Source organism: Bradyrhizobium sp. USDA3010 (genome assembly GCF_056429065.1).
Genome location: NZ_JBWJZD010000008.1, coordinates 146,087 through 167,857 on the forward strand (window position 1 = coordinate 146,087; position 21,771 = coordinate 167,857).

Annotated in this window: 18 protein-coding genes and 1 pseudogene; 5 read left to right on the forward strand and 14 right to left on the reverse strand. The window is 58.4% G+C overall.

The features are described from left to right. Window positions 1-114: 114 nt before the first annotated feature. Complete coding sequence (locus AC066Y_RS15360) at window positions 115-1,116, forward strand: AraC family transcriptional regulator (protein WP_478274594.1); 1,002 nt, start codon at window positions 115-117, stop codon at window positions 1,114-1,116. A gap of 711 nt (window positions 1,117-1,827) precedes the next feature. Here AC066Y_RS15360 and AC066Y_RS15365 read toward each other — a convergent pair. The 9 genes and pseudogenes from AC066Y_RS15365 to AC066Y_RS15405 all read right to left on the reverse strand — a co-directional run. After that, window positions 1,828-2,214 (reverse strand): annotated as a pseudogene (locus AC066Y_RS15365) (indolepyruvate ferredoxin oxidoreductase family protein); the annotation flags it as partial. 245 nt (window positions 2,215-2,459) lie between these two features. Further along, window positions 2,460-4,310, reverse strand: coding sequence for a sensor histidine kinase (locus AC066Y_RS15370; protein ID WP_478274595.1), 1,851 nt, complete (start codon window positions 4,308-4,310; stop codon window positions 2,460-2,462). A gap of 114 nt (window positions 4,311-4,424) precedes the next feature. Next, window positions 4,425-4,778: a response regulator transcription factor gene (locus AC066Y_RS15375; RefSeq protein WP_478274596.1), complete on the reverse strand. Its 354-nt coding sequence runs from the start codon at window positions 4,776-4,778 to the stop codon at window positions 4,425-4,427. A 188-nt stretch (window positions 4,779-4,966) separates the two neighbouring features. Next, on the reverse strand, window positions 4,967-5,311 hold the full coding sequence (locus AC066Y_RS15380; protein WP_478274597.1) for an HdeA/HdeB family chaperone: 345 nt from the start codon (window positions 5,309-5,311) through the stop codon (window positions 4,967-4,969). Window positions 5,312-5,392: 81 nt separating this feature from the next. Beyond that, window positions 5,393-6,823, reverse strand: a complete 1,431-nt coding sequence (locus AC066Y_RS15385) for a DUF1254 domain-containing protein (RefSeq protein ID WP_478274598.1) — start codon at window positions 6,821-6,823, stop codon at window positions 5,393-5,395. A 52-nt stretch (window positions 6,824-6,875) separates the two neighbouring features. Further along, the gene (locus AC066Y_RS15390; protein WP_478274599.1) at window positions 6,876-8,312 is read right to left on the reverse strand and encodes a DUF1254 domain-containing protein; all 1,437 of its coding nucleotides are present in this window, start codon (window positions 8,310-8,312) and stop codon (window positions 6,876-6,878) included. Between the two features lie 81 nt (window positions 8,313-8,393). Further along, a complete protein-coding gene (locus tag AC066Y_RS15395; RefSeq protein WP_478274600.1) occupies window positions 8,394-9,077 on the reverse strand; it encodes a hypothetical protein in 684 nt (227 codons plus the stop codon). A 352-nt stretch (window positions 9,078-9,429) separates the two neighbouring features. Continuing rightward, a complete protein-coding gene (locus AC066Y_RS15400) occupies window positions 9,430-10,296 on the reverse strand; it encodes a helix-turn-helix domain-containing protein (RefSeq protein WP_478274601.1) in 867 nt (288 codons plus the stop codon). 296 nt (window positions 10,297-10,592) lie between these two features. Then, window positions 10,593-12,035, reverse strand: coding sequence for a DUF1254 domain-containing protein (locus tag AC066Y_RS15405; protein ID WP_478274602.1), 1,443 nt, complete (start codon window positions 12,033-12,035; stop codon window positions 10,593-10,595). Window positions 12,036-12,623: 588 nt separating this feature from the next. Between AC066Y_RS15405 and AC066Y_RS15410 the strand changes: the two genes are divergently transcribed. Beyond that, window positions 12,624-13,733, forward strand: a complete 1,110-nt coding sequence (locus tag AC066Y_RS15410) for an HlyD family secretion protein (protein WP_478274603.1) — start codon at window positions 12,624-12,626, stop codon at window positions 13,731-13,733. A 275-nt stretch (window positions 13,734-14,008) separates the two neighbouring features. On the opposite strand, the gene AC066Y_RS15415 is transcribed toward AC066Y_RS15410, so the two are convergent. After that, window positions 14,009-14,500 (reverse strand): DUF992 domain-containing protein, encoded by a 492-nt coding sequence (locus tag AC066Y_RS15415; RefSeq protein WP_478274604.1) that lies wholly within the window; start codon window positions 14,498-14,500, stop codon window positions 14,009-14,011. 166 nt (window positions 14,501-14,666) lie between these two features. Between AC066Y_RS15415 and AC066Y_RS15420 the strand changes: the two genes are divergently transcribed. Continuing rightward, window positions 14,667-15,203: a DUF2721 domain-containing protein gene (locus tag AC066Y_RS15420; protein ID WP_478274605.1), complete on the forward strand. Its 537-nt coding sequence runs from the start codon at window positions 14,667-14,669 to the stop codon at window positions 15,201-15,203. 4 nt (window positions 15,204-15,207) lie between these two features. Here AC066Y_RS15420 and AC066Y_RS15425 read toward each other — a convergent pair whose 3' ends face one another. Then, entirely contained in the window at window positions 15,208-15,753 is a 546-nt protein-coding gene (locus tag AC066Y_RS15425; protein WP_478274606.1) for a hypothetical protein, read from the reverse strand. 16 nt (window positions 15,754-15,769) lie between these two features. Here AC066Y_RS15425 and AC066Y_RS15430 point away from each other — a divergent pair, with 16 nt between their 5' ends. Together AC066Y_RS15430 and AC066Y_RS15435 are read left to right on the forward strand one after the other, a co-directional pair. Further along, entirely contained in the window at window positions 15,770-17,629 is a 1,860-nt protein-coding gene (locus tag AC066Y_RS15430; RefSeq protein ID WP_478274607.1) for an ABC transporter ATP-binding protein, read from the forward strand. A gap of 45 nt (window positions 17,630-17,674) precedes the next feature. Continuing rightward, on the forward strand, window positions 17,675-18,679 hold the full coding sequence (locus AC066Y_RS15435) for a phospholipase D-like domain-containing protein (RefSeq protein ID WP_478274608.1): 1,005 nt from the start codon (window positions 17,675-17,677) through the stop codon (window positions 18,677-18,679). A gap of 623 nt (window positions 18,680-19,302) precedes the next feature. On the opposite strand, the gene AC066Y_RS15440 is transcribed toward AC066Y_RS15435, so the two are convergent. From AC066Y_RS15440 to AC066Y_RS15450, 3 genes are all read right to left on the reverse strand, one after another. Next, on the reverse strand, window positions 19,303-20,049 hold the full coding sequence (locus AC066Y_RS15440) for an outer membrane protein (RefSeq protein ID WP_478274609.1): 747 nt from the start codon (window positions 20,047-20,049) through the stop codon (window positions 19,303-19,305). A 129-nt stretch (window positions 20,050-20,178) separates the two neighbouring features. After that, on the reverse strand, window positions 20,179-21,132 hold the full coding sequence (locus AC066Y_RS15445; protein WP_478274610.1) for a helix-turn-helix domain-containing protein: 954 nt from the start codon (window positions 21,130-21,132) through the stop codon (window positions 20,179-20,181). A gap of 122 nt (window positions 21,133-21,254) precedes the next feature. Then, entirely contained in the window at window positions 21,255-21,608 is a 354-nt protein-coding gene (locus tag AC066Y_RS15450) for an HdeA/HdeB family chaperone (RefSeq protein ID WP_478274611.1), read from the reverse strand. Window positions 21,609-21,771: the final 163 nt, after the last annotated feature.

Below are 21,771 nucleotides of genomic sequence, written 5' to 3' on the forward strand. Positions count from 1 at the left end.
TTGCAATACACGCCAACCGGGAGCCATTAAGCTTCCGGCAATTCAGCCAGGCCGCGCCGGAAACGTGTGAAATCATCACTAAATAAAATCAATATTTGCGCGAGAACCGAAAAAATGACCGTACTTCCTCTAACTCGTTGCCAATTCATTATTCCTGTCGCTCACATTTGTAATGAGATCGGTGCTCCAACGGAGGCATTGCTGACCAAGTTTCGCCTTCCCGCTTCTCTGGAGGAAAAGCCCGAGCACTATATCCCAATCCTGCTGGCCCTACGTTTCGCGGAAGCCGCACAGCGATCGCAAGGCATCACAGACATTGGATTTCAAGCCGCGCGCCGGCTGCAATTCTGTCACCTGAGCGAAAAAATGCGCGTCATCATCGGCTTCTCGCCGACACTGTTCATTGCCTTACAGCAACTGTGCAAATGGGCGTCGCTTGAAGACACGACTGTGAGCGTGTGGCTGGAGCGCAACGACAATCACGTAAGGATTTGCAGCAAGGTCGCGGGCACGGCCAGGATGCCGCATCTTGAGCATTCGCAGTGGCTTCAGAACGTTTACATGATGAATATCGTAAGGCAATTTTCCGGCCCCGACTGGGTACCGGCGACGATGGCCTTCGAAGCCCGCTACGAACCGAGCCTTGAGACCCGGTCGTTCTGGCAAAATACCCGCTTCATTTCGGGTCAGAATTCCTCGTGGATCGATATTCCCGCTTCCTTCCTCGATCTCCCCAATCTCGCAAGCGAGACGCGGGCGCCTTCATATAACGACGACGTTGGGCCGTCCGGCCACGAAATCGTCTCCGCAGTCAAACTGATGCTACCATCCTACCTGGACGATAGAGTTCCAACGATCGCGGAAATCGCGGAGATCGCCGGCATCAGCATCAGGAGCTTTCAGCGTAAGCTATCAAGCGCCGGCGTTACATATTCTGACCTGCTCGACGGGGTCCGCTTTGAAAATTCCGCTAAACTTCTGCGCGACACGAATGCCAAGATTATCGATGTCGCATTTTCCTCGGGCTACACCGACCCTGCGCATTTCACGCGCGCTTTCCGACGCTTTTCCGGAGTTACGCCGAGAGAGTTTCGCGGCAAATGGAATCCGCAATAGGCCGCGGTCCGGGTCCGCGGCGATCTTTCTTGAGCTCAACCCGTGCTCGCCGAAGCGTCGCCACCCTGTGGTCGGCGGCGGTCGCGCAGCCGCTCTTCACACGCACGCGATAGCCAAAGTCCCACAGAATTTCTCAACTCTCGCGCGGTCCTTTTCGATCCTTCGTTCAAAAAAGAGAACGGACGGACCTCTGCCGTACTTTGCTCCAGACCGTTCAGCGATGGCAGTCCTCTCGCGTTCATGGCGGTCGCTAAGGAGAATTATTAGCCAAGGGCGTGCTCTAGACGCCGCAGAATCGGCCTGATCGGCGCTCCCCCTGTCGGTTTTTGCATAGGCGGCGGCTCTGCAATGGGTCCAAATTGGCGCAAGCTGCGCATTGGCTCTCGCTCTATCGCGCCTTATGAAGAGAAACATCATGCCTCTCGGCGTTTCGATGATCGTGTTGGGTTGGCAATTGGTCATTCCGGTCGCAGATGGAGTTCCGAGGTTCGACATCGCCCGGAGCTGCAAGCTCGATGTGGCGGCCACTGCCGGGCTCTCGGTCGATCAATCGCTAAAAAGATGCATCAGTGACGAACAGAAAGCGCGCCAACAACTGGGAGGCCAGTGGTCAAAATTCCCAGCGCCGAGCCGGGCGAACTGCATCTCGCAGGAGAGCATCGGGGGGACGCCAAGCTATGTCAGCTTGCAGACGTGCCCTTCAGATGGGCCAATGGTCATGAAGCCGACCCAGCAGCCGGAGAAGCGCGACAGCGCAAAGCCATAGAGGCCGAGATCGAGATAGTCCTGGAGCGTGGCGGGATTGATCACGGGGATCAGCGCCGCCGCGAACACCTGCTCGCTCTGATGTGCCAGCGTCGAGGACTGGCAGCCGTGATCGTCGCCGGCGAGCGCCAGCACGCCGCCATTGAGCGAGGTGCCGGTCGCGTTGGCATACTTGAGCGCATCGACCGAGCGATCGACGCCCGGCCCCTTCCCGTACCAGATGCCGAACACGCCATCGACCTTGGCGCCGGGAAACAGGCCGACCTGCTGGCTGCCCTAGACCGCGGTTGCCGCCAGGTCCTCGTTCAGGCCGGGGACGAAGGCGATGTCGTGCTACTGGATGGTCCTTCGCGCAATTTGTACTTGCATGCTCCAAATCGTGACCCACCGTACAGGATCGCAGATGCGACTGTCGTGGCGTGGAATGGTTGCGGGGGCAGGATTTAAACCTGCGGCGTCCAGGTTTTTGTGAGGTTGGCCGCCATTCAGAACAAAACTGCGAACTCTTATACCATTGAAATCGCAATTTAGTTTTTAGGATTCATCGGGCTCCGTGAGCGCGATCGCTCGTCGTTCGCTCAAGTCCTGGCCAGCGGAAGCCTAAACGAGAACACCGCACCTCGACTACCGTTCTTGGCCCAGAGCTCGCCTCCGTAGCTCTCAAGTATCGTTCGCGCGATTGGGAGACCCAGCCCGGTCCCATGCGACTTTGTTGTGACGAACGCATCGAAGATGCTTGCCAGCTTGTCATTGGGAATACCGGGGCCGGAGTCGGATACTTGGACTTCGATTCCGTCGGCATCCGCCCGGGCCGTTCGGATCGTCAGATTGTGCGGGCTGGCCACTCCCTCCATCGCGTCCACGCCATTCATCACAAGGTTGATGATGACTTGCTGCAGATGAATCGGATCACAGCGTACCCGCAATGGCTCCGGTGCCAGTATGGTGCGCAATAACACTCTCCGCCTCGTGACTTCAGGAGACACAATCTTGACGATGTCGCGCACGGTGTCGTTCAAATCGAGCGTCCGCAGATCGGCTTCCGCTGTGTTGTTGAGCAGATTCCGCAGGCCGCTGATGATGTCGCTGGCGCGTTGCTCATCCCGGACGATATCGGAGAGTATTTCGCCGAGCTGGGCCAGATCAAGTGGATTAGCCTTGAGCAACATCTGCGCGGCCTCGGTATTGCTCAAGATCGCTCCGAGCGGCTGATTGAGTTCATGCGCAATCGATGATGACAGAACGCTGGCGGTCGTGACCCGATTCAGATGGACGACCTCCTGACGACGACTGGTCGCCTCCGCCTGGGCGACTACGCGTCGCCGCCGCTCGACCAGCAGCAACCCAATGATACCGGCCTGCAGCAGGATAGCGGCTGTAACAGCCGACATTTCCAGCCGATACTGCTCCCACACGCTCGGCACGCGAAACATTACCCGACTCCCTCGCGGCAGTTGGCTCTCGCTGATGTTCCAGCGCTTTAGCTCTCTCCAGTCGTATCTCGGCGATGCAGCGGGGATCGGAGGCGTTTTGATGCCGCCCGGCGACTCCCCGGCCAGGATCCGCACCGCAACTGCGGCGGTCTGTCGACTGATGTCGGCTATGTCCGACATCCGGCCGCCGACAATCCCTCGGCCGAAGAACGTGTCTTGCTCCGAAAAAATAGGCGCGTTGGCGACCGCGTGAAGCCGATCTATGGCATGACCGCCTTCGTGCACGACGCCGGCGGCGTCCACCAACATCTGCCCATAGATGATGATGGTCCGGGGTGGCAGGACGGCCACCCGCTTGAGTATCTCTTCTAGCGATAGTTCGTTGAAATAGGTTATCTCGACCCGGTTTGTCAGCGGCTGATACAGCTTGTGCATCTCCTCGAGCCAACGCTTCTCGATCGGAGAATTCCCGATCACGATGACGACTTTATTCGCCTCCGGAACTAACTGTAGACTCTGATCGAGCGTGCCGAATATGTCGACCGAAACCGGGACCATCGCGTCCGTCGCTGATATCTTCGGAGACATTCGTTGGTCAAAGGCCGCATAGAGGGTTGGGACGGAGGGAAAGATCCTTTGCCGGTTCTTCTGAAAGAACGCAGCCGCGGGACCCCCGATCGTCATCATCAGGTCGAGTTTGCGCTCGGAAAACACCGCATTCAAATAGCTGACAAAGGCGTCTTCATTCCCGTCGGGGAAGCGGGCCGTCGACAGCGACACCTCGAAGATATCGATGGGATCTTTCGACTGAAGCTTCAACTCCTCGCGGATCTTTCGTGCGTAATCATCCCACGGCGAAAAATCGCGGCCGACGGAATCAACAATCAGCATCCGCTTCGGCTGGGAAAGCGCGGCACCGGTCATCGCCAGGAGCAGAACGATCGAACTGAAAAGTATTCGAGTGATCATGCAATAAGGCGGCCATTTATCCGTCATGTCACATCATGACCGAGAACCCAATCCCACTCGACTTGCCCAGCGCCCAGGGAGAGATAAACATCAACTTCCGCGACAATTCCCGGCAATCGTTAAGAAATTGACCTCCATTCCTCAGGGAATCCTGCCGATGGCATCGATGAGCAGTTTTGATAGAAACGGCTTCTTTAAATACGCAATGCAGCCCGCGTCGAATGCCTCCTGCCGGGTGACCTCATTATCGATGGCGGTCATCATAATGACCGGTAATTCCCTACCTGACGCGATCAATTGCCGTTGCAGGTCGATGCCCGAGATTCCGCCAAGGTGTATATCGAGGAGCAAACAATCCGCTTCGCACTCGACATAGGCCTCCAAAAAAGCCTCCGCCGATGCAAAGGTGCTGACGTGAAAGCCGTGGACGGACAAAAGGCGGTTTAGACCTTGCAGCAAGCTGGGATTGTCATCGACGACAGCTATGGTGCGCATGACAGAACGATCATTGGCTGTTTGCCGCTGCCCCCTCGACGAGAAAAGCAAGTCCCGGATGCGATCAGATTAGTTCCTGCGCGCGGCTCGCAAACAGCCGTTCTGCACCGATGTCCTTTTGGCACACTGTGCAAAATCCGCCCCTGTGGCAACCGAATTGGGCAGTTGCAGCGGCAAACCGCCGGATTTCAGGGTTTCATTTCAATCCCCAGCTTCGCCCGCATGTCCCTGAACACGACGGCGATCGCCTCGATGATCAATTGATCAGGGTTCGCCTTGCAATAGACGATGACTTCGTGCTCGGCCTCTTTTGATTTGACGATATCCATGTAGTGCTTGCGAGCGAGTCCGTTGTACCAGCCGCTGTACCAGGCCGTCAGCCGGTCGGCGTCGCCCTGCCAGGTCCCGGCGAGTTGAGCGCATGTCAATTTCTGTACGTTCAGGAACCCGTTGGCGTCGGCATAGGTGCTGAGATCGACCTGGGCGCGGGCAACTGGAAACGCCGCCGCAGACAATATCGTTGCGAAAATCATGGCCCTGCGCACTTTGCACTCCATTCCGTTTTTTGGTTGCGGATGAGACGCCGGCACCGAAGCGCCGACGTCTCCGCTGGTTCAGGCGACTTTCTTCACCGGCGGGATCTTCCAGGAGCCATTGATGATCGAAGGGACATTCTCCTGCGGCCAGTACATGCGCAGCATCAGGATAAAATCGCCGGAGGGTGCAGGGAGCCAGTTGGACTCCTTGTCCTTGCCGGGCGATTCGTTCTGGATGTAGAGATCGATCGAGCCATCCGGATTCGACTTCAGCTTCTCGCGCGCGCTGATCGAATAGCGATTGAGCGGATTTTTGACGAAGAAATAGCCGGAATCATACATCGTGAGCGACCAGAATCCCTCCGCCGGGGGCAGCTGTCCCTTCGGAAATCGCATCACGTATTTGTTGGCACCGTTGTACTTGCGGTCCTTGGCATCCTTCTGTGAAGTCGGATAGACCGCATCCTGCGGCCTGTTGGCGCCAAGCCCGATCGCGGTGATGAGGGCGCGCATCAAGTAGTCGGTCCCGTAGATGCCGGTCTTGGTCGTGAACGTCCAGCCGTTCTCGTCCGTAACGGCCTTGTTGACCTTGAACTGGAGCATGATCCGGTCGACCGCGATTTCAGGCACCCGCTTGACGAAATCCGCCTTGAGCTTGCTCGCATCGAAGTCCTGACCCGGAACGATACCAAGCTTGGCGAATTTCGCCAGCTGCGGCGCATCCGCCGCCGACGGCGGGTTGTCCTTCATCAGCTTGCATAGCAGCGTGAAGTACGCCACTGCATCCATCCGGTTGACCTGCTCGCGCACCGCCGTCTTCATATCAATCGATGGATCGACCGTCCCCGGCGGCGGCACATAGGGTTTGCCATACGAGCTTAGCGGTACCAGCTTGAATTCATCCTGCAGCTTGTGCACCTCGGCGTAATCCTCCGGCGTGCCGGTGCAATAGATGCGCCCGAGCAGCCATACGATAGACGTGGGCGACTTGTACTCCTTGACCCCGGGCGGCAGCGTGCCCTTCCAGCCCGGGCCGGTGATTGCGTAGGTCTGCGCGCCGGTACCCGTGGTACGCTTGCCCGGCACCTGGAATACATTGGTCCAGCCGTCCAGCATGGGCAACAGGAAATAGCGACCCTTCATATCGGGAGTGCTGAGGACCCACGGCTCCTTGCCGACGTCGAAAAACGACGTCGTGTACAGCGTGTCGGCGTTCGGCGCAGTAACGTCGCGGAACGATGCGTCGGGATATTGCCGCAGCTTGATGATCTGGCCCATCGGACCACGCGTTCCGACTGGTGACGCGACGTTGGTGATGACGCGCCGCGTCATCTCCATCGTCACCAGTGGGTATCCGAAGATGTAGGCGTCGGTAGCGAGCATGAAGTCTTCGATCCCCTCCCCGATCCCGAGGAATGAGCCGAATTCGGCGCGGCTGACGGTGCTCGCGGACGCTCCGGCCAACAGGCTGATGCCGCCTAGGGTGAGGTTGCGTCGAGTGATGTTCATCGGAGGATGCCTTTCAACTGAGTTTCGTAATGAGATCCGTCAAGCGCCCGTGTCAGTCGACTTTCACCACCTTTGGCACTTTCCAGCTCCCATTCAGAATCGAAGGAGAGGTCTCCTTCGGCCAATACATCCGCAGCATCGGGAGGAAGTCGCCCTTCGGAGTGGGCAGCCAATTCGCTTCCTTGTCCTTCCCGGGCGACTCGTTCTGGAAATAGAGCGTCAGGGATCCATCAGCATTAAACTTGGGATTGTCGCGCATGCTGACGGTAAACTTGTTCAACGGATTAGGAACGAACCACCAGCCCTGATCGATCATATACATGGTGATCGACCAGAAGCCGTTGACCGGAGGCGTCGCGTCCTTCGGGAAGGTCAGGGTGTACTTGTTCGCGCCGGTCAGCTTCTGTCCGGCGGAATCGACCTGGGTGTTGGGGTACACCGCATCGCGCTCCTGATTGGCGGGCCAGCCGAACGCGGCCACCACCGCGCGCTTCGTGTAGGTCGCCGGCCCGTAGGTCCCGAGCCCCTTTGTTACAACCCATCCGTCCACCGTCTCTCCGAGGCTATCCTTGTTTCCCTCGATCTTCTTCAACGCGGATTGCGGAATGTCTTTCAGCGCGGCCTGCACGGCCGGATCGAGCTTGCTCATCTCGAACGGCCTGCCGGGCACGATGCCGATCTTCGCCATATTTGCGAGCATCGCACCGTCGTCAGTCGCCGGAGGGGCAACCCCTCCCATCAGCTTGGCCATCAGGTTGAAATAGCCTTCCGTTCCCATGGCTAGGATCACCGACTGCGGCTTATCGGTCATGCTGTAACCGGGATCGATGACCGGCGGCGCCACCGGCGTGTAGGATTTGCCCCAGGCGGAAAGCGGCGTGATCTTGTACTGCGCCTGCAGAGCGTTGACGGCCTTGTAGTCTTCTTCTGTCCCATCGGCGTAGGTCCGGCCCAGAATGACCATGTGGCGCGTCGCCACGGGGAAGTGCTTCACACCAGCCGGCACCTCACCTTTCCAGCCAGGAGGGGTGAACAGGTAATTCGCCGCCTTGCCGTCTGCCGTGCGCTTGCTTGGCGAGGATTCGGAATCCGACATCCAGAGATCGACGACCTCGAACAGATAGAAGCGGTTGCCCATGTCCGGGTGGCTGAAGACCTGCGGTTCAGTCAGATCGAGCCAGGCGAGCGAGTAGAGCGTGTCGGCATTGGGTGCCGATACCCCGCGATAATCGGCCGGCGGGTAGCGCGGAACGTTGATGAACTGCCCGGGCGGCCCCTTCAGTCCTTCAACCTTCGGCACACTGCTCATCTGAACGCGGGTAACTTCTGTTGTAATGAGCGAATAGCCGTAGATGTAGGCATCCGTCGCGATCTGCTGCGCTTCAGCCGGCGACACCTGGGCCGCGGCAGGCAAGGTGAGTACGAGGCTGGAGAGAACGAGGCTGCCTGCAAATGCAGAGATCGTGAAAGAACGGCGGGTCGTTGTCATGACAAGCTCTTTCTGGTTTCCAAAATCTTTCTGGAAGCTGAAGCAGCAGACGGCGCATGACCATCTGCCGATCGGCCGACGTCAGTAGCAGGGCGGATACGGGTAATAGCCACAGGCCGGACGGGGATAGGCGTAGGCGTACGGGTGGTAGTAGGCAGCCGCTCCATACGCGGCCGCTCCGACCGCACCTGCATACATCGCGCCCCTGAATGCCGTGCGGCGGGCGACGCCGGCAAACGACAGCGGCGTGAATGGCCGACCGATGATATCGATGAAGAGCGCGGCCGCGCCGTCGGCACCTGCCAGATCGCCTTCGAGGGTCTGGACATTGAAGGTGAGCTTGTCGCCCTCGAGCTTCGGATTCTTCAGCACCACGACCGCGTCCTTGACCAAGCCGTCCTTGCCCAGCACCGACACGGTCGCGTTCGGTGGATTCTTGGCAAAGCTGTCGTCACCTGATCCCCATTCCCCGATGACGTCGGCGGTGGGCTGATGACCGGCGGATCGCACCGGGCGGTCGGCGAATATGATGGAGCTCGGGGCAATGCCCGTCAGCACCAGCGTCTCGCCTTGCAACGTCGCCCCACGGGAATTGAGCACGAACAGCGAGGGAACGATCTCAGGCTTGGCTGCGGTGGACGGCGTGCCAATCGTTTTCAACGCGGACGGCGCTTGTGCGGTTTGGGCATTGGCAGTTGCCATGCTGCCCAATACCGCCGTCACGGCGAGCAGCCCGGCTATCTGAACAGATCTTGCAGTCGTCATCTCTACTTCTCCTGTCGGGATTCGGTTATCGCCAATGTCAGCAGGGGGCGGTCGCGCTAGCCGGCACTATGGGTCTGCGATGACGCACCGACTATGCAAAAACCAACCGACCGAAAAACATAAAGCAAGCCGTCTCGCGACCGGACGACGCACCATCAATCATCCGTACCGCCATGAGCCGCAACAAGGGCATCCATCACTCGATGCCAGATGCCAGCCAGTCGCCACCCGCGTGCCGATTGCCATTTCCGCAGGCAGTTGCGTCGTGCTTCTTTTCCGCGCGCTCGGAGGGTGAACTGCACCTGGCCAATTTGCGCATTACGGTTGACGAGACCGGCCGAAGCGCATCGCTTCAGCCCACTTTTTGCAACCGCGACCTCGCCACTGTCTCCGATGGGCGCTCTCCAAAAAGAGCTCTGTATTCTGAGGCAAAGCGACCGAATTCAGTAACGCCGTGTTCGCTCATGATGTTTGTGACTTTGCCTGACGGCTCACATTTTCCGCGGAGTGCACGGCGGACCATGTTGAGTTGACGCAGCTTGAGGTAGCTTGCCGGTCCAACGCCCAACTGTTGCCGAAACGTCCTCAACAGCGTCCGGCTCGTTACGTCAGCCGCGAGGGCCAGGTTAGCGACTTGAAGCCCTCCCCATTTCTGACCACGGACATACTTTAACGCCTTTGCCACGGTGTCGTTGGACAATCGTGACCTTTCTGTTGGGAGACACATTTGGTTGTTCGAACCCGCAACGGCGGTGATCAATGCGGTTAATAAACCGTCAATGCTGGATTCAGGGAGAGTTGACGTTTGCTTCTCGCGTATGAGCCCGGCGGTACTCGCGGCTGCCGCGGTCAAACATCCAAGCAATTGTTCCGGAACCGAAATGACGCACTTTTCCTTCCCGACCCGAGCGAGATCTTTCCTGCCGGTTTTGAAAGCGAACGTTTCAAAGAGCCCGACAGGCATCGAGATAGACATCCAGCGATGGATGCCGCACGACGCGAACGTAAAATCGTTTCCCGGCGGAAGCACCACGAAGTCCTGAGGCTGAAGGATCTGACCATCGAAAATCAAGCGATCCGCAATTTGCCCGTCCTGGAAAATAAAGCTCAAAGTATCCGGGCGAGAAACGCCGTGCAAAATCTTGGAGCCTCCCTCCATGCCAAATTGCAGGACAATTGAACCTGATTTGCAATGACCGACCGACCAGGGGAGGTTCACCGTCGCTCCAAAAACCATGTCGGAATATTCGTCAAAGCTAAGGCTGTGCAATGGTACGGCGCTAGCACCCCCCAACGGAAAAATCCTCTCATTCTTCCTGCGGAAATCCGCGCGCTCAGGTTGGTCCGAGCGCGCCGATTGAATTGCCGCCAGGTGGAGTATTTCCCACCATCTTCGTTTCCGATTGCCGCCCTTGAAGTCCGCACATCCCACCCGAACCCGCGCTGACCAAAGTGGTCGGCACGGGTTCGAGCGCTCAAGTAACTTTCAGGGCGGCATGACAGGTCCAGATGCCATCAAGCCCGCTTGATGCCAGGCGGCTGCCAGGTCCCTTTGCCGACCGGCAGAATCGAAGGCGCTTCTGTTTTCGGCCAATAGAGCCGCATCGCCGTATAAATCGGGCCGTTCGGCGCTGGCAGCCAGTTCGATTCCTTGTCCGCACCCGGCGACTCGTGCTGGACGTAAAGCGTCAGCGACCCGTCGGGGTTCTTCTTCAAGGTCGACAGCATTGGCGAATTGATCAGATAGCGGTTGATCGGATTTTCGATCAGCAACTGGGTCTTGCCATCGTACATTGTCATCGACCAGAAGGCGTTGACCGGCGGCAATTGACCGGCCGGGAAAGTCAGCGTGTAGTTATGCTGGCTGCCGTCGAGCGGTCTATCTTCCGAATCGAATTTTCCGAGCGGATAGGTTGCTTCCGCCGCATCGTTTCCATAGATGCCCGCCTTGGCGCCTGCGGCGCGTTTCAGCCAGTCGCCATTGAAGAATGCGGCGTCGCCAAAGAGAGAGCTGAGCCGCCATCCGTTGACCGACACGCCGGCCTTGTCGACGGCTTCGCCGATCTTTCGTTCTCCCTGCTTCATTCCGATGAGAATCTCGGCTTTGTGCTCCAGCGGCAGATCCCTGAAGCTGAAGGTCTTTCCGGCCCCGACACCGATGCGCGCGAGCTTCGCCCGGATATCTTTCTCGTTCTCGAGCGCCGGCGCGAACTGCAAGCAGAAATCGAGATACTCGAAGAAGTTTGTCTTCACGAGTTCCTTGTCGATCTTCGGAAAATTCACGGCCGGCGGAGCGGGCGGCGCCGGCTGCTTCAGATAGGCGGAAAGCGCCTGCGCCTTGTAACCGGCTTGCACCTTCGTCACGTTGTCGATGTCGCCCGGATCAAGAAGCTGGGTGCGGTAGAGGGCGAGCGAGAACTGCGTGCCCGACTGGAACACCTTCTTGATTCCGGGGGGAGTAGTCCCCTTCCACTCCGGTCCGACGACCATGTAGTCGCCGGCATCGCTTCCAGTGGCGCGCTGGCCGATATAACCGTAATTGGAGGTATTACCGTCGATAAGCTGGACAGCGTAGTAGCGCTTTGGATCCACCGCCGGGACCGAAAGCACCATCGGCTCGGCTCTCAGATCCATCCACACGACCGAATAGGGCGTGTCGCTGTTCGGCGAAATGACGGCGGTATCTTTATAAGTAAAGACTTGGGATTCGTTCTTGATCTGATTGAACGGCGCCTTGAACTGTCCCGAGTTGCGATCGACGGCGTATTCGTACATGATGCCGTAGTTCATCACGATCGGCAGGCCGTAGATGAAGCCTTCCTCGGCGATGTCCTTGGCCTCCAACAGCCGGGGCCAATCGGCTTGGTTCTGCGCAGTTGCCGGGCTGTACTTCGCCGTGGTGACCGCGAGCGCGGCGATCGCCGCGGTGGAGCGAAGTAAATCTCTCTTCGTAAACATCGGAACAATCCTTCTGGTTCGCAGCTCACGGTCATGCGAGTTTGGATGATGGGTAAATGTTAGGTGCCCGATGCGATGGTTGGCTATGCAAAAACGGTCGGTCCAAACCCGCCTCGGCGTCCGCGGTGAAAAACAACGACCTCGAGCTCATCAGGTTTTCCATGATGAGCACGGCCTAGTCGTTGTCCGCGCCCGTGGCCCGCTTGGAGGCGCGAATTGCACTTAGCGAATTTGCTCCTTGCGGTGGATGACATTGACTGAAGCGCATCGCTTCATCGCGCTCGTTGCGCCCGCGACCTTGCCACCGTCTCCGATGGACGTCAGCAACTCCGCATCTTCCTGCCTGGCGCCCGCAAGCTGAGCGCAGGTCAACGTCTGAGTGCCGATATATCTCCTTGTTGGTCACGATGATTCCGGCCTGGCCTCGCTCGCCGGCCACCATGGAGACGTCACGCTGCGTCGACTATGCAAAAACAAGCACGGCGATCGTTTGGTACGAAGATTTTAACGACGCCGATTTTGCATAGCGCGGATTGATCGATTGCCGGCAAATGGCGATCTCGTGCCCGAACGATGGGAGATCCGGCCGTGGTCATCATCCTGTGCCTTTATATTGCTGGGATGTGGGCCGTGTTTTCCAGGTTCAAGCTCGTGCGCTGGGGTTGGCTATCGGGAACGATTTCGATACTGATCGGCGCGTTTATTCTCGCGACATTCCTCGCGCTGTTCAACAATCTGACACCGTCGGGCAAGGTGACGGTCGCTGGCCGGGTGGTCGAGGTGACGCCGAATGTGACAGGTCAGGTGGTAGCCATTCCGGTAAAGCCGAACGTGCTGGTGAGCGCAGGTGACATCCTGTTTCAAATCGATCCTGCACCATTTCAATACAAGGTAGCGCAATTGCAGGCGTCGCTGGCTGCCGCGAAACAGCAAACGGAGATACTGAAATCCAACTACGAACAAGCCACCGCCAACGTTGTTGGTTTGACCTCGCAGGTCGCGTTCAACGCAAAACGTCTCGCGGACATACAGAAGCTCGTCGCTGATGATGCCAACACACAATTCCAGGGACAGGATCGCCAGAATCAATACGAGACGTCACTGGCGCAGCTCAATGCGGCCAAGGCTGCTCAGCAGAGCGCCAAGCTCGCCCTGGATTCGGAAATCGGTGGGGTGAATACCGCCGTTGCCCAGATTCGGGCCCAGCTGGAGAATGCCAATTGGGAGTTGTCGCAGACGACCATTCGCGCGCCGGCCGACGGCTATGTCACATCTGTTGCACTCACTGTCGGCGATCGTGCCCTCCAGGCACGCTCAACGATGTCGTTTATCGTTGAGAATGAAATTACGATTGTCGGAATGTTTTCACAAAACGGCTTCCAGACGATCAAGGCCGGCGCGCCCGTCGATATCGTGTTCGACAACGCCCCCGGACGGATCTATCACGCGAAGATCACGGAAATTCCAAAGGGGGTAGGCCAGGGACAGATTGCCACATCCGGCACCCTTGCGCGGACCAATGCGATCGGTGGGGCGTCGGTCTTTCCAGCAGCGATCTCCATTCCGGACGAAATGAGCCGCGACTCGCTCCGGCTCGGGATGTCCGGCAGCGCAACCGCCTTTGCTGCGAATGCGGGCGTTATCGGGCTGCTCGCCTCCATTCTGGTCTGGGTCAGCTCCTACACAGCCTACCTCTAGCCGAAGCGGCCTCCCTGGTCGCAGGACCGCGGAAGATATCGGGCAGATTCCGGCATGCTGAAAGAACGGACAGAGCATGAGGAATGGATCGAATATCCGGCAGATTGCAAAGATGGAATCGGCGGCTTCGCTGCTGCGAAGCTCGCTGCAATCGTTCTCCTCCTTCGTTCCGCTCGATGTGGTCCGCCAACTCATCAAGTCGGGCATTCCATTGCCCCTGGGCAAGCGCGGTCGCGCCGTCGGCTATGGCAACATCCCGGAAAATGACCTCGGCATCAGGGCGCGAAGGCGAGTGTCAGGCCCGACACTCCCAGGGACACGTTCAAACCCGCCTGCCCCTCTACCGACAAAGGTTGCAGCGCAATCGTCTGGTTTGAGCCGCCGAACAGGACGTTGGCGCCGACACCGACCCCGACTGTGATGTCGCCGCTGGCGCCTACGTACTCGCCGGCCAACGCTCCGATCGGCGTCCCCTGAGTTGGAGCAAACACGCCCCACGCCATAGCTCCCCCTGCAGTGATGCCGAGTTCGAGTCCGACCGTGTTCAGCACACCATTATAGTTCTCGGGCGGATAAGGCCCGTTGTGTGCATACCGGCAACTCATCCGTTGGCTCTCGGCGACAATCAGGCCGATGCTGGGCGCGAGGTTACAGGTCAGCATACCGGCCTGGACGCCCGGAGGGGGCTGCTGAGCCGAGGCAAACGCCGGGCCGAGAAGTATCAGCGCTGCAAGGCTCATTACCCGAACGAAATGGCGCTTGGTCATGATCGATCGCTCCCTGCGAGCCTGACACCGATCGCTGCTATGGATGAGCCCACTCGGGCTGATGTGTGGAGTAGCTATACGGACCGGCGTAGTCATCTGCCTATGCAAGATCGGACCGTGCTCGGCGCGCAACGCTGATTATCTATCCGAATGAATCGAAGGCTCAATGCAGACGACGCCGATTTTGCATAGTCGATCCGTCGGATGGACGGTAAGTCAGGTGGTCCAACCAAGCGCGCTGACCGTGATGCCAACCGAAAGCCGCTCAATGTTCCCAGATACGCCCTCTGTAACTCAGCTATCTCATGTCATTTCACAAGCGGCTGCACCCGCTTTCCTTCTGGGCGCGCTGGCCGCTTTCATCGCCATCCTGATCTCCCGTCTAAACAGGATCGTCGACCGGACGGTGATCCTGAACGGGATTCCCGATGACGATACGGCCCGATGCCGGCTGAAGGCCGATCTGCCGCGTCTGATGCAGCGTGCGGTGATGATGAACCGGGCGATCTTCTGGGCAGTGATCGCAAGTATCGCGGTGACGCTTCTCGTGATCGTCGCCTTTGTAACCGCATTCTTTCAGATACAGCACGAACGCGGAGTCGCCATCTTTTTCATGATCTCGCTCGGCGCTTTCACCATCTCGCTGGTAGACTTTGCCCGTGAAGTCCGAATTGCGCTGAGCGAATATGATCACTACGGGTGAGCTGCTACCGCACCCATTGCCCCATTTGGAGACAAGTCTGCAAACTGACGTAACTCGGCGTGCCGCCAATGCTCTCTTGCGAGACACAGCTTTCCCGGCTTGGCGCGGGGAATCTCAGCCACTGACCCGCGAGTTGCCGCTTGGCCCTCTGTTCGTCATTCATGCAGCTCTTCAGGGGCTGATCAACCGTGAGGCCCGCGGTCGCCGCAATATCGAGCTTGCAGCTCCGGGCGATATCGAACTTCGGCACACCGTCAGCCACGGGCATGACCAGCTGCGAGCTCAGAACAATCATCGAAATTGAGATGGGCATCTGCGACTCCTCGTTCTTGCCTGGTTCAACGGTCACGAAAAGACCGCCTTCGCTGACCGTGTTTATTTCGGCATCGCGCCGTCCGTCTATGCAAAATCCGACCACGAAACGATGATGCCTGCGACATCGAAGCTTCGTTCCCTCATCCGAACAATTCGGCCTCCACGATTTGCCCGATTCTGCATAGCGGATGATGTCGCATCGTGAAAATTTGAACCGAGGTAGAAGGACGGCCATGACCAGGTGATCAGGAATGCCGCATTCGAAATCCGCTGCAACGACTACCGTGTCGGTCGGCGAAGTCTCTAAAGCAAACCTTGCGAAGAGCGGGCAGTTGACTCGCCTGGTTCTTGACCTCCTCAGGCCGTACCGTGGCTGGCTAATCATTGTGTTCATCGCGATGTTGGTCGAAATCGCCATGAGCCTGGCGGCACCGTGGCCACTCAAGCTGGTACTCGACGACGCCCTCGGACACCACAAGCTCCCGGACTGGCTCGCCTGGGCACACGACTACGGCTTTGGACGCCATACGCTCGGCGTCGCCCTGTTCGCAGGGGTCGCAACCCTGTTCATCGCCATCTTCGGAGCAATCGCCACTTACATCGACAATTACTACACGACAAGCGTTGGGCAATGGGTGGCAAACGACCTCCGTATTCGTATATACGAACATCTCCATCGCCTTTCGCTGCGTTACTATGACAACGTCAAGACCGGCGCGCTGATGTCCACGATCACCAGCGACGTTGCAACGATCCAAGGTTTTGCATCGTCATCGACGCTCGACATCGTCGTTGACCTGATCACGATCATTTTCATGGTCGGGCTGATGTTCTGGCTCGACTGGGATTTCACTCTGATTGCCGTCGGTTTCACGCCCTTCCTGGTGGTGTTCCTCTTCCACTTCAAGAAGGCGGTGAAGGACGTCACACGAACCGTGCGTGCGCGGCAGAGCGAGATCGTTGCCGTTGTCCAGGAGGGGCTGGGTTCGGTTCGGGCCGTCAAGGCGTTCGGACGGCAGGATCTCGAGGTTGCCCATCTGGAGGCCGCGAGCCATGCCACCGTTGAAGCTGCACTGAAGGCGCGACAGGTGAAATCCCTGCTGTCGCCGATGGTCAATATCGTCGTGGCGGTCTGTACGGGGATCGTGCTGTGGAAGGGCACTTCCCTGATCGTCGCAGGGACGATGACGGCAGGCGCCTTGACCGTCTATCTGGCCTATCTGTCAAAGTTCTTCAAACCCGTCAAAGATCTCGCGAGCATGACAAGCGCCATCGCGCAAACGACAGTGGCCCTGGAACGCATCCAAACCATTTTGTCCGCCGATGACATCATCCAAGAGCATGCGGATGCCACAGATCCTGGTCGCCTCAAGGGCGCCATAACGTTCGATCATGTCGCATTCGGCTACGGTGACGATGCTCCAGTGTTGCGCGACGTTTCGTTCAGCATCGAGCCCGGACAGGTCGTGGGAATCGTTGGCCCAACGGGTTCTGGCAAATCGACGGTGTTGAGCCTGGTTCCCCGCTTCTACAATCCCACCGGCGGACGAGTGCTGATCGACGGCGCCGACGTCTCTACGTACAAGCTAGCGTCACTGCGTTCTCAGGTTGGCTTCGTCTTGCAGGAAACGGTGCTGTTTCGTGGAACCATTCGCGAGAACATCGCCTATGGACGTCCCGGGGCCACGAAGGACGAGGTCATCGCTGCCGCAAAAATTGCCAACGCGGACGAGTTCATTAGTCGGATGCCGCACGGCTACGACTCCCCTGTGGGCGAGCGCGGTGACACGCTTTCGGGCGGTCAACGGCAGCGCATCGGCATCGCGCGTGCGGTCATTCGCAACAGTCCAATCATGATCCTTGACGAGCCCACCGCGGCGCTCGATTCGGAATCCGAACGTCTGGTCATTGAAGGCCTGGAGCGTCTAATGAAGGGGCGCACGGTCATCATGATCGCGCATCGCCTCAGCACCATCGTCAACGCCGACAAGATCGTCGTCCTGAAGGACGGCGTCGTCGCGGAAGAAGGCTCAAATGACGAATTGATTGCACGCGGGGGCGTCTACGCCGAACTGCACCGCGTCCAATATGAACCGGCCGGCACCCCGTAGCCTCCGGTCGGCCATCTCGCTTTGTGATTTTCCGGAGCTAAGGCAATGTCGCACAGGCTAATCGTTCTCCCGGATGACACCGCCAAATCGATCCTTGACCCGATCAATGCGGCTCAACATTCGCTCAACATTCGAATGTTTCTGTTCACCGATCCGACACTGTTGCGTGCCGTGATTGCGGCACAGCACCGCGGCGTCAACGTGCGTGTGATGCTGAACCCGGCGCGACGCGACGGGGAAAGCGACAACGAAGAGGCCCGCAAGCTATTGCTCAAAGCGGGTGTCAAAGTCCGGAACAGCAGCGAGAAGTTTGCACTAACCCATCAAAAGTCGATGGTCGTTGATGATGCGTCTGGATTTGTCGAGTCGCTCAATTGGGAGACGCGGGACCTTACGGAAACCCGCGACTACGCCGTCGTAACGACCAGCAAGCGCGAAGTTGCGGAGATGATAGCGTGCTTCAACGCCGATTGGTCACGAAAGCCGTTCAAGCCCGCCCCCAAGTCGCGGCTCATCTGGTGTCCCAACGACGGCCGCGAACGCATTGCGGCTTTCATCGACGGGGCCAAGAGAAGCCTCTGGATTCAAAACGAGCGTTACCAGGACACGGTGATTATCGAAAGGCTGGTTCAAGCCTTAAATCGTGGCGTTCGCGTCCGAATCATGGCGCGGCCCGCGCACAAGCTGAAGCGGAACAAGCTTGTCGAAGCGGTCGGCGGTCTCCGCATCATGCACGACGTCGGTGCAAAGATTCATAAACTCAAAGACCTCAAGCTGCACGGCAAGATGCTGCTCGCGGATGAGAAGCGCGCGATTGTAGGATCGATCAACCTCACGCCAGGAAGTTTCGATGCAAGACGAGAACTGGCCGTCGAGACAGACGACAAGCATGTCGTGAAGCGGCTCGTCAAGACATCGCGCCGGGATTGGAAAAATTCCAAAAAGCTCGATTTGTCTGACGAGGGAATTTTGGCCGATTTCGAAAAACACGGAACCAAGGGAGCGGAGACGCTTGCCATAAGCAAGAAGCCAAAGAAGCGTACGTCTTGAACAGAAGAGGAGCCACGATAGCCCCACGGAACCAAACGCCGGCGCAAAATTGGACCCGGACACCGCGCCGAGTTCAGCGGCTGCGTTGAGGCAAGCCACGGGTGCTACGCGATCAATTGAGGGAGAAGACGGGCTGCTTCTGCTCATATGCCATGGCCGCTAGTTGACTTGGTTGTTTGCCGTAAGCACCTCGTGACGCGCCACAAGGGGCTTGCGCATGACCATGACGTCGCCGGGCTTCATTCCGAAGCCACGGAAAAGAGACTGCCGGAAGAACACGTCGCTTATAGCTGGCGTCGACCAGATCACGGCCTCGACGGCGCGTTGGATCAACTGATCGTTGAGACCTGCGGATGAAGTGGTCGGTCGAGATCTGGCGTGACGGCGGTTAAGGAAGTGGACGACGTAGCGGCGAACAGGCCCAAGCCAGGCAGCGGCAACGTGCAGCGATCATAGATGTCTCCAATCACTTTGTCTGAACACCGGTGTGCGGCACGAATTACTCGGCCCGCTCGACATCGTATTCGAGAGCATGATCAGTTCCAGAATCAGGGACGACCTGGGCCCAGGCACATGATGGGACCGAGTGGAGGCCAGCCGAGTTGGCCGGCCTCCTCTCTTCATTAGTAACCGAACTTGTAGTTGACGCGGAGCGCGAGCAGATTGGCGTCCGTCTTGGTGTTGGAGGTGATCGACGCGATGGGGCCCAATGATGGCGTCAGGAAGGTGTTGCTCTCGTTCACCCGCCACAGGTAGTCGTACTCGATGCCGGCCGTCCAATTCGGAGAGAAGCCGTACTCGAAGCCGACGCCCACGATCCCACCCCAGCGGGTCCGATTCGCGAAAGCTAGGCCCGTGCCGGTCACGTTGTTGATGATGGCAAAGTCCTGGCTGCCAACCGCGCCGCCGCCCTTGACGTAGAACAACGCCTCGTTGACCGCGTAGCCAAGTTGAGCCGTGAAAAGGCCCAAGCCGGCGAGGGTCGACTTGTAGGTGCGGGTCGGATCCTGCGCACTGATGCGCGTATTGCGGATGTTGGCCCAGTCGCCCTGCGCTTCCAGACCGTACACCAATGGTCCAGCCTGCCAGCGATAGCCAAGTTGACCACCGATGATGCCGCCGCCTTTGCTATTGCAGCCTTCCGCGAAAACGCCGCCAATTCCGTTGATGGCCGTGATATCGATGCACTGGTTGCTCCAGCCATATCCGCCGTTCGCGCCGAGATAGAAGCCGGACCAGTTGTACATCATCGGCGCTGCGATCGGCGCTGCCTTATAGGTCGGTCTCTGAGGAAGGTCAGCGGCCTTTGCAATACCCGTCAGGGAAACGGACGTCACCGCCGCTGCGGCGAGTAAGCTGATTTTTTTCATCGTCTGTGTGCCTTTTCGAACGTGGAGAATAGTCTAGCCATTTGCCATCGCCCCAGGCTCACCTGATATGCAGAAACTGTCACCGCCGAGCATTTCACCGCGGTGTTGCACCAAAACACCACGCCGAACTCACAGCGACTTGCCAGACTTCACTGCGCGAAACCGGCGATATGTCTCGGATGGCAACTCGCCGAACAGCGACCGGTAGTGGCCGGCAAACCTGCCGAACTCGGTGACGCCGTGGGCCGCCAGGATATCGGCGAGCCTGGCGGATGCGCCATTCCCGCGACGGATCTCATGGTAAACTAGGTTTAGCTGTCGCAGCTTCAGATAGTGCTTTGGCGAGAAGCCGAGATAGCGCTCGAAAGCGCGCAGCAAGGTTCGGTACTCCACCTTGGTAGCTTTCACGATATCCTTGATATGGACGACGCTTTCCGGCCTTTTCCGCACGAATTCGAGTGCCTCCAGAACGATTCGCTCGGACGAGACGGTGTACTTGGTGGGCAGGAGGGTTTCGCTCAGGCGATTGTCCCAGACGTAAGCCAGTTCATCCATCAAGGCGCGCTCTGTCTCCCGGGCCATCACGGGCCGATCGGTGGAAGCGGAATCGGAGATGGAACGCAGGGCCCGCCTCGATGCTTCGATCAGTCCCGATGCGATCGGTATTGGCAATCGGACGCGATGCTTGGCAGTGCTCAGCGATTCCCGACTTGTGGCGACCGGAAGGATCTTCCTCGCGACCTCCCCATCCTCCGGCAGCGACCATGCTATCCACTCGACGTGACCGAACCGAACAAAGGTAAATTGACAGTCCGGGGGCATAATGACCAGGTCCGACACATGAAATGGCACGCCATCGAGCACGACGCGATCATCGAAATTGGACGACTGGATCATCACCGTCGTCAAGTTCGAGGCGGTGACGCCATGAGAGATCCCTGGGCCGCCGTCGGCTCCGAACTGAAGCATCGTGCGATTCAAGGGGAGATACCGCACCCCCCAACGGTGGGACGATGGGGCGGATTTCAGAAATGTCACCGTCGCACCCCGAATGGCGTCGGTGTATTGCCCGAAATCGTTCAAATCTAGAATCCCGACTCGTCAGAGCGGCATCTCACATGAAATAGATGGCGCAGGCTGCGCGGTTTTGGCAAAGCGGCATAAGGGGACAGGTCTGCCGCCGCGACGACGCCGTTCCGGACGGTCTACTTCATATGGATGCCCATCAGCTCCCTCTCCGCTTTGAATACGACAGCGATAGCATCGATGATGCGCTTGTCCGGGTTGGCCTTGCAGTAGAGAATGACTTCGTGCTCGACGAGCTTGCCCTTGCGCAGGTCAAGGAAATGCTTCTTGGCAAGGCCATTGTACCATCCGCTGTACCAGGCTGTCAGCGCATCGGCGTCCTCCTGGTAAGTCCCTGCGAGTTGCGCGCAGGTCAACGTCTGGACGTCGATGAATCCGTTCGCATCGACATAGGACGACAGCGGCACTTGGGCCTTGGCTGAAGCCATGCCGGCGGCAAGCAGAGCGGCGGAAAGCAGCAGTTTCGAACGCATTGGGAGCCCCCATTTTGGAATGATCGGATGTGGAAGGACTTCCGATGACTTTCAGAGTCCGGGCGCCTTCGCGGGCGACCGGCATCCGAGCTCAAAACCATCGGCTCGGATGCGCGATCGGGATCCATGCAGCACTATCGGATGGTTGAGGCGGCACATCGCG

Excerpts from the sequence above, each read along its gene's own strand:
- AC066Y_RS15375 (WP_478274596.1), bottom strand. The coding sequence starts at position 4,778 with ATGCGCACCATAGCTGTCGTCGATGACAATCCCAGCTTGCTGCAAGGT.
- AC066Y_RS15370 (WP_478274595.1), bottom strand. The coding sequence starts at position 4,310 with ATGACGGATAAATGGCCGCCTTATTGCATGATCACTCGAATACTTTTC.
- AC066Y_RS15430 (WP_478274607.1), top strand. The coding sequence starts at position 15,770 with ATGCCGCATTCGAAATCCGCTGCAACGACTACCGTGTCGGTCGGCGAA.
- AC066Y_RS15360 (WP_478274594.1), top strand. The coding sequence starts at position 115 with ATGACCGTACTTCCTCTAACTCGTTGCCAATTCATTATTCCTGTCGCT.
- AC066Y_RS15440 (WP_478274609.1), bottom strand. The coding sequence starts at position 20,049 with ATGAAAAAAATCAGCTTACTCGCCGCAGCGGCGGTGACGTCCGTTTCC.
- AC066Y_RS15425 (WP_478274606.1), bottom strand. The coding sequence starts at position 15,753 with ATGGCCGTCCTTCTACCTCGGTTCAAATTTTCACGATGCGACATCATC.
- AC066Y_RS15390 (WP_478274599.1), bottom strand. The coding sequence starts at position 8,312 with ATGACAACGACCCGCCGTTCTTTCACGATCTCTGCATTTGCAGGCAGC.
- AC066Y_RS15420 (WP_478274605.1), top strand. The coding sequence starts at position 14,667 with ATGCAGACGACGCCGATTTTGCATAGTCGATCCGTCGGATGGACGGTA.
- AC066Y_RS15435 (WP_478274608.1), top strand. The coding sequence starts at position 17,675 with ATGTCGCACAGGCTAATCGTTCTCCCGGATGACACCGCCAAATCGATC.
- AC066Y_RS15385 (WP_478274598.1), bottom strand. The coding sequence starts at position 6,823 with ATGAACATCACTCGACGCAACCTCACCCTAGGCGGCATCAGCCTGTTG.
- AC066Y_RS15405 (WP_478274602.1), bottom strand. The coding sequence starts at position 12,035 with ATGTTTACGAAGAGAGATTTACTTCGCTCCACCGCGGCGATCGCCGCG.
- AC066Y_RS15450 (WP_478274611.1), bottom strand. The coding sequence starts at position 21,608 with ATGCGTTCGAAACTGCTGCTTTCCGCCGCTCTGCTTGCCGCCGGCATG.
- AC066Y_RS15380 (WP_478274597.1), bottom strand. The coding sequence starts at position 5,311 with ATGATTTTCGCAACGATATTGTCTGCGGCGGCGTTTCCAGTTGCCCGC.
- AC066Y_RS15415 (WP_478274604.1), bottom strand. The coding sequence starts at position 14,500 with ATGACCAAGCGCCATTTCGTTCGGGTAATGAGCCTTGCAGCGCTGATA.
- AC066Y_RS15395 (WP_478274600.1), bottom strand. The coding sequence starts at position 9,077 with ATGACGACTGCAAGATCTGTTCAGATAGCCGGGCTGCTCGCCGTGACG.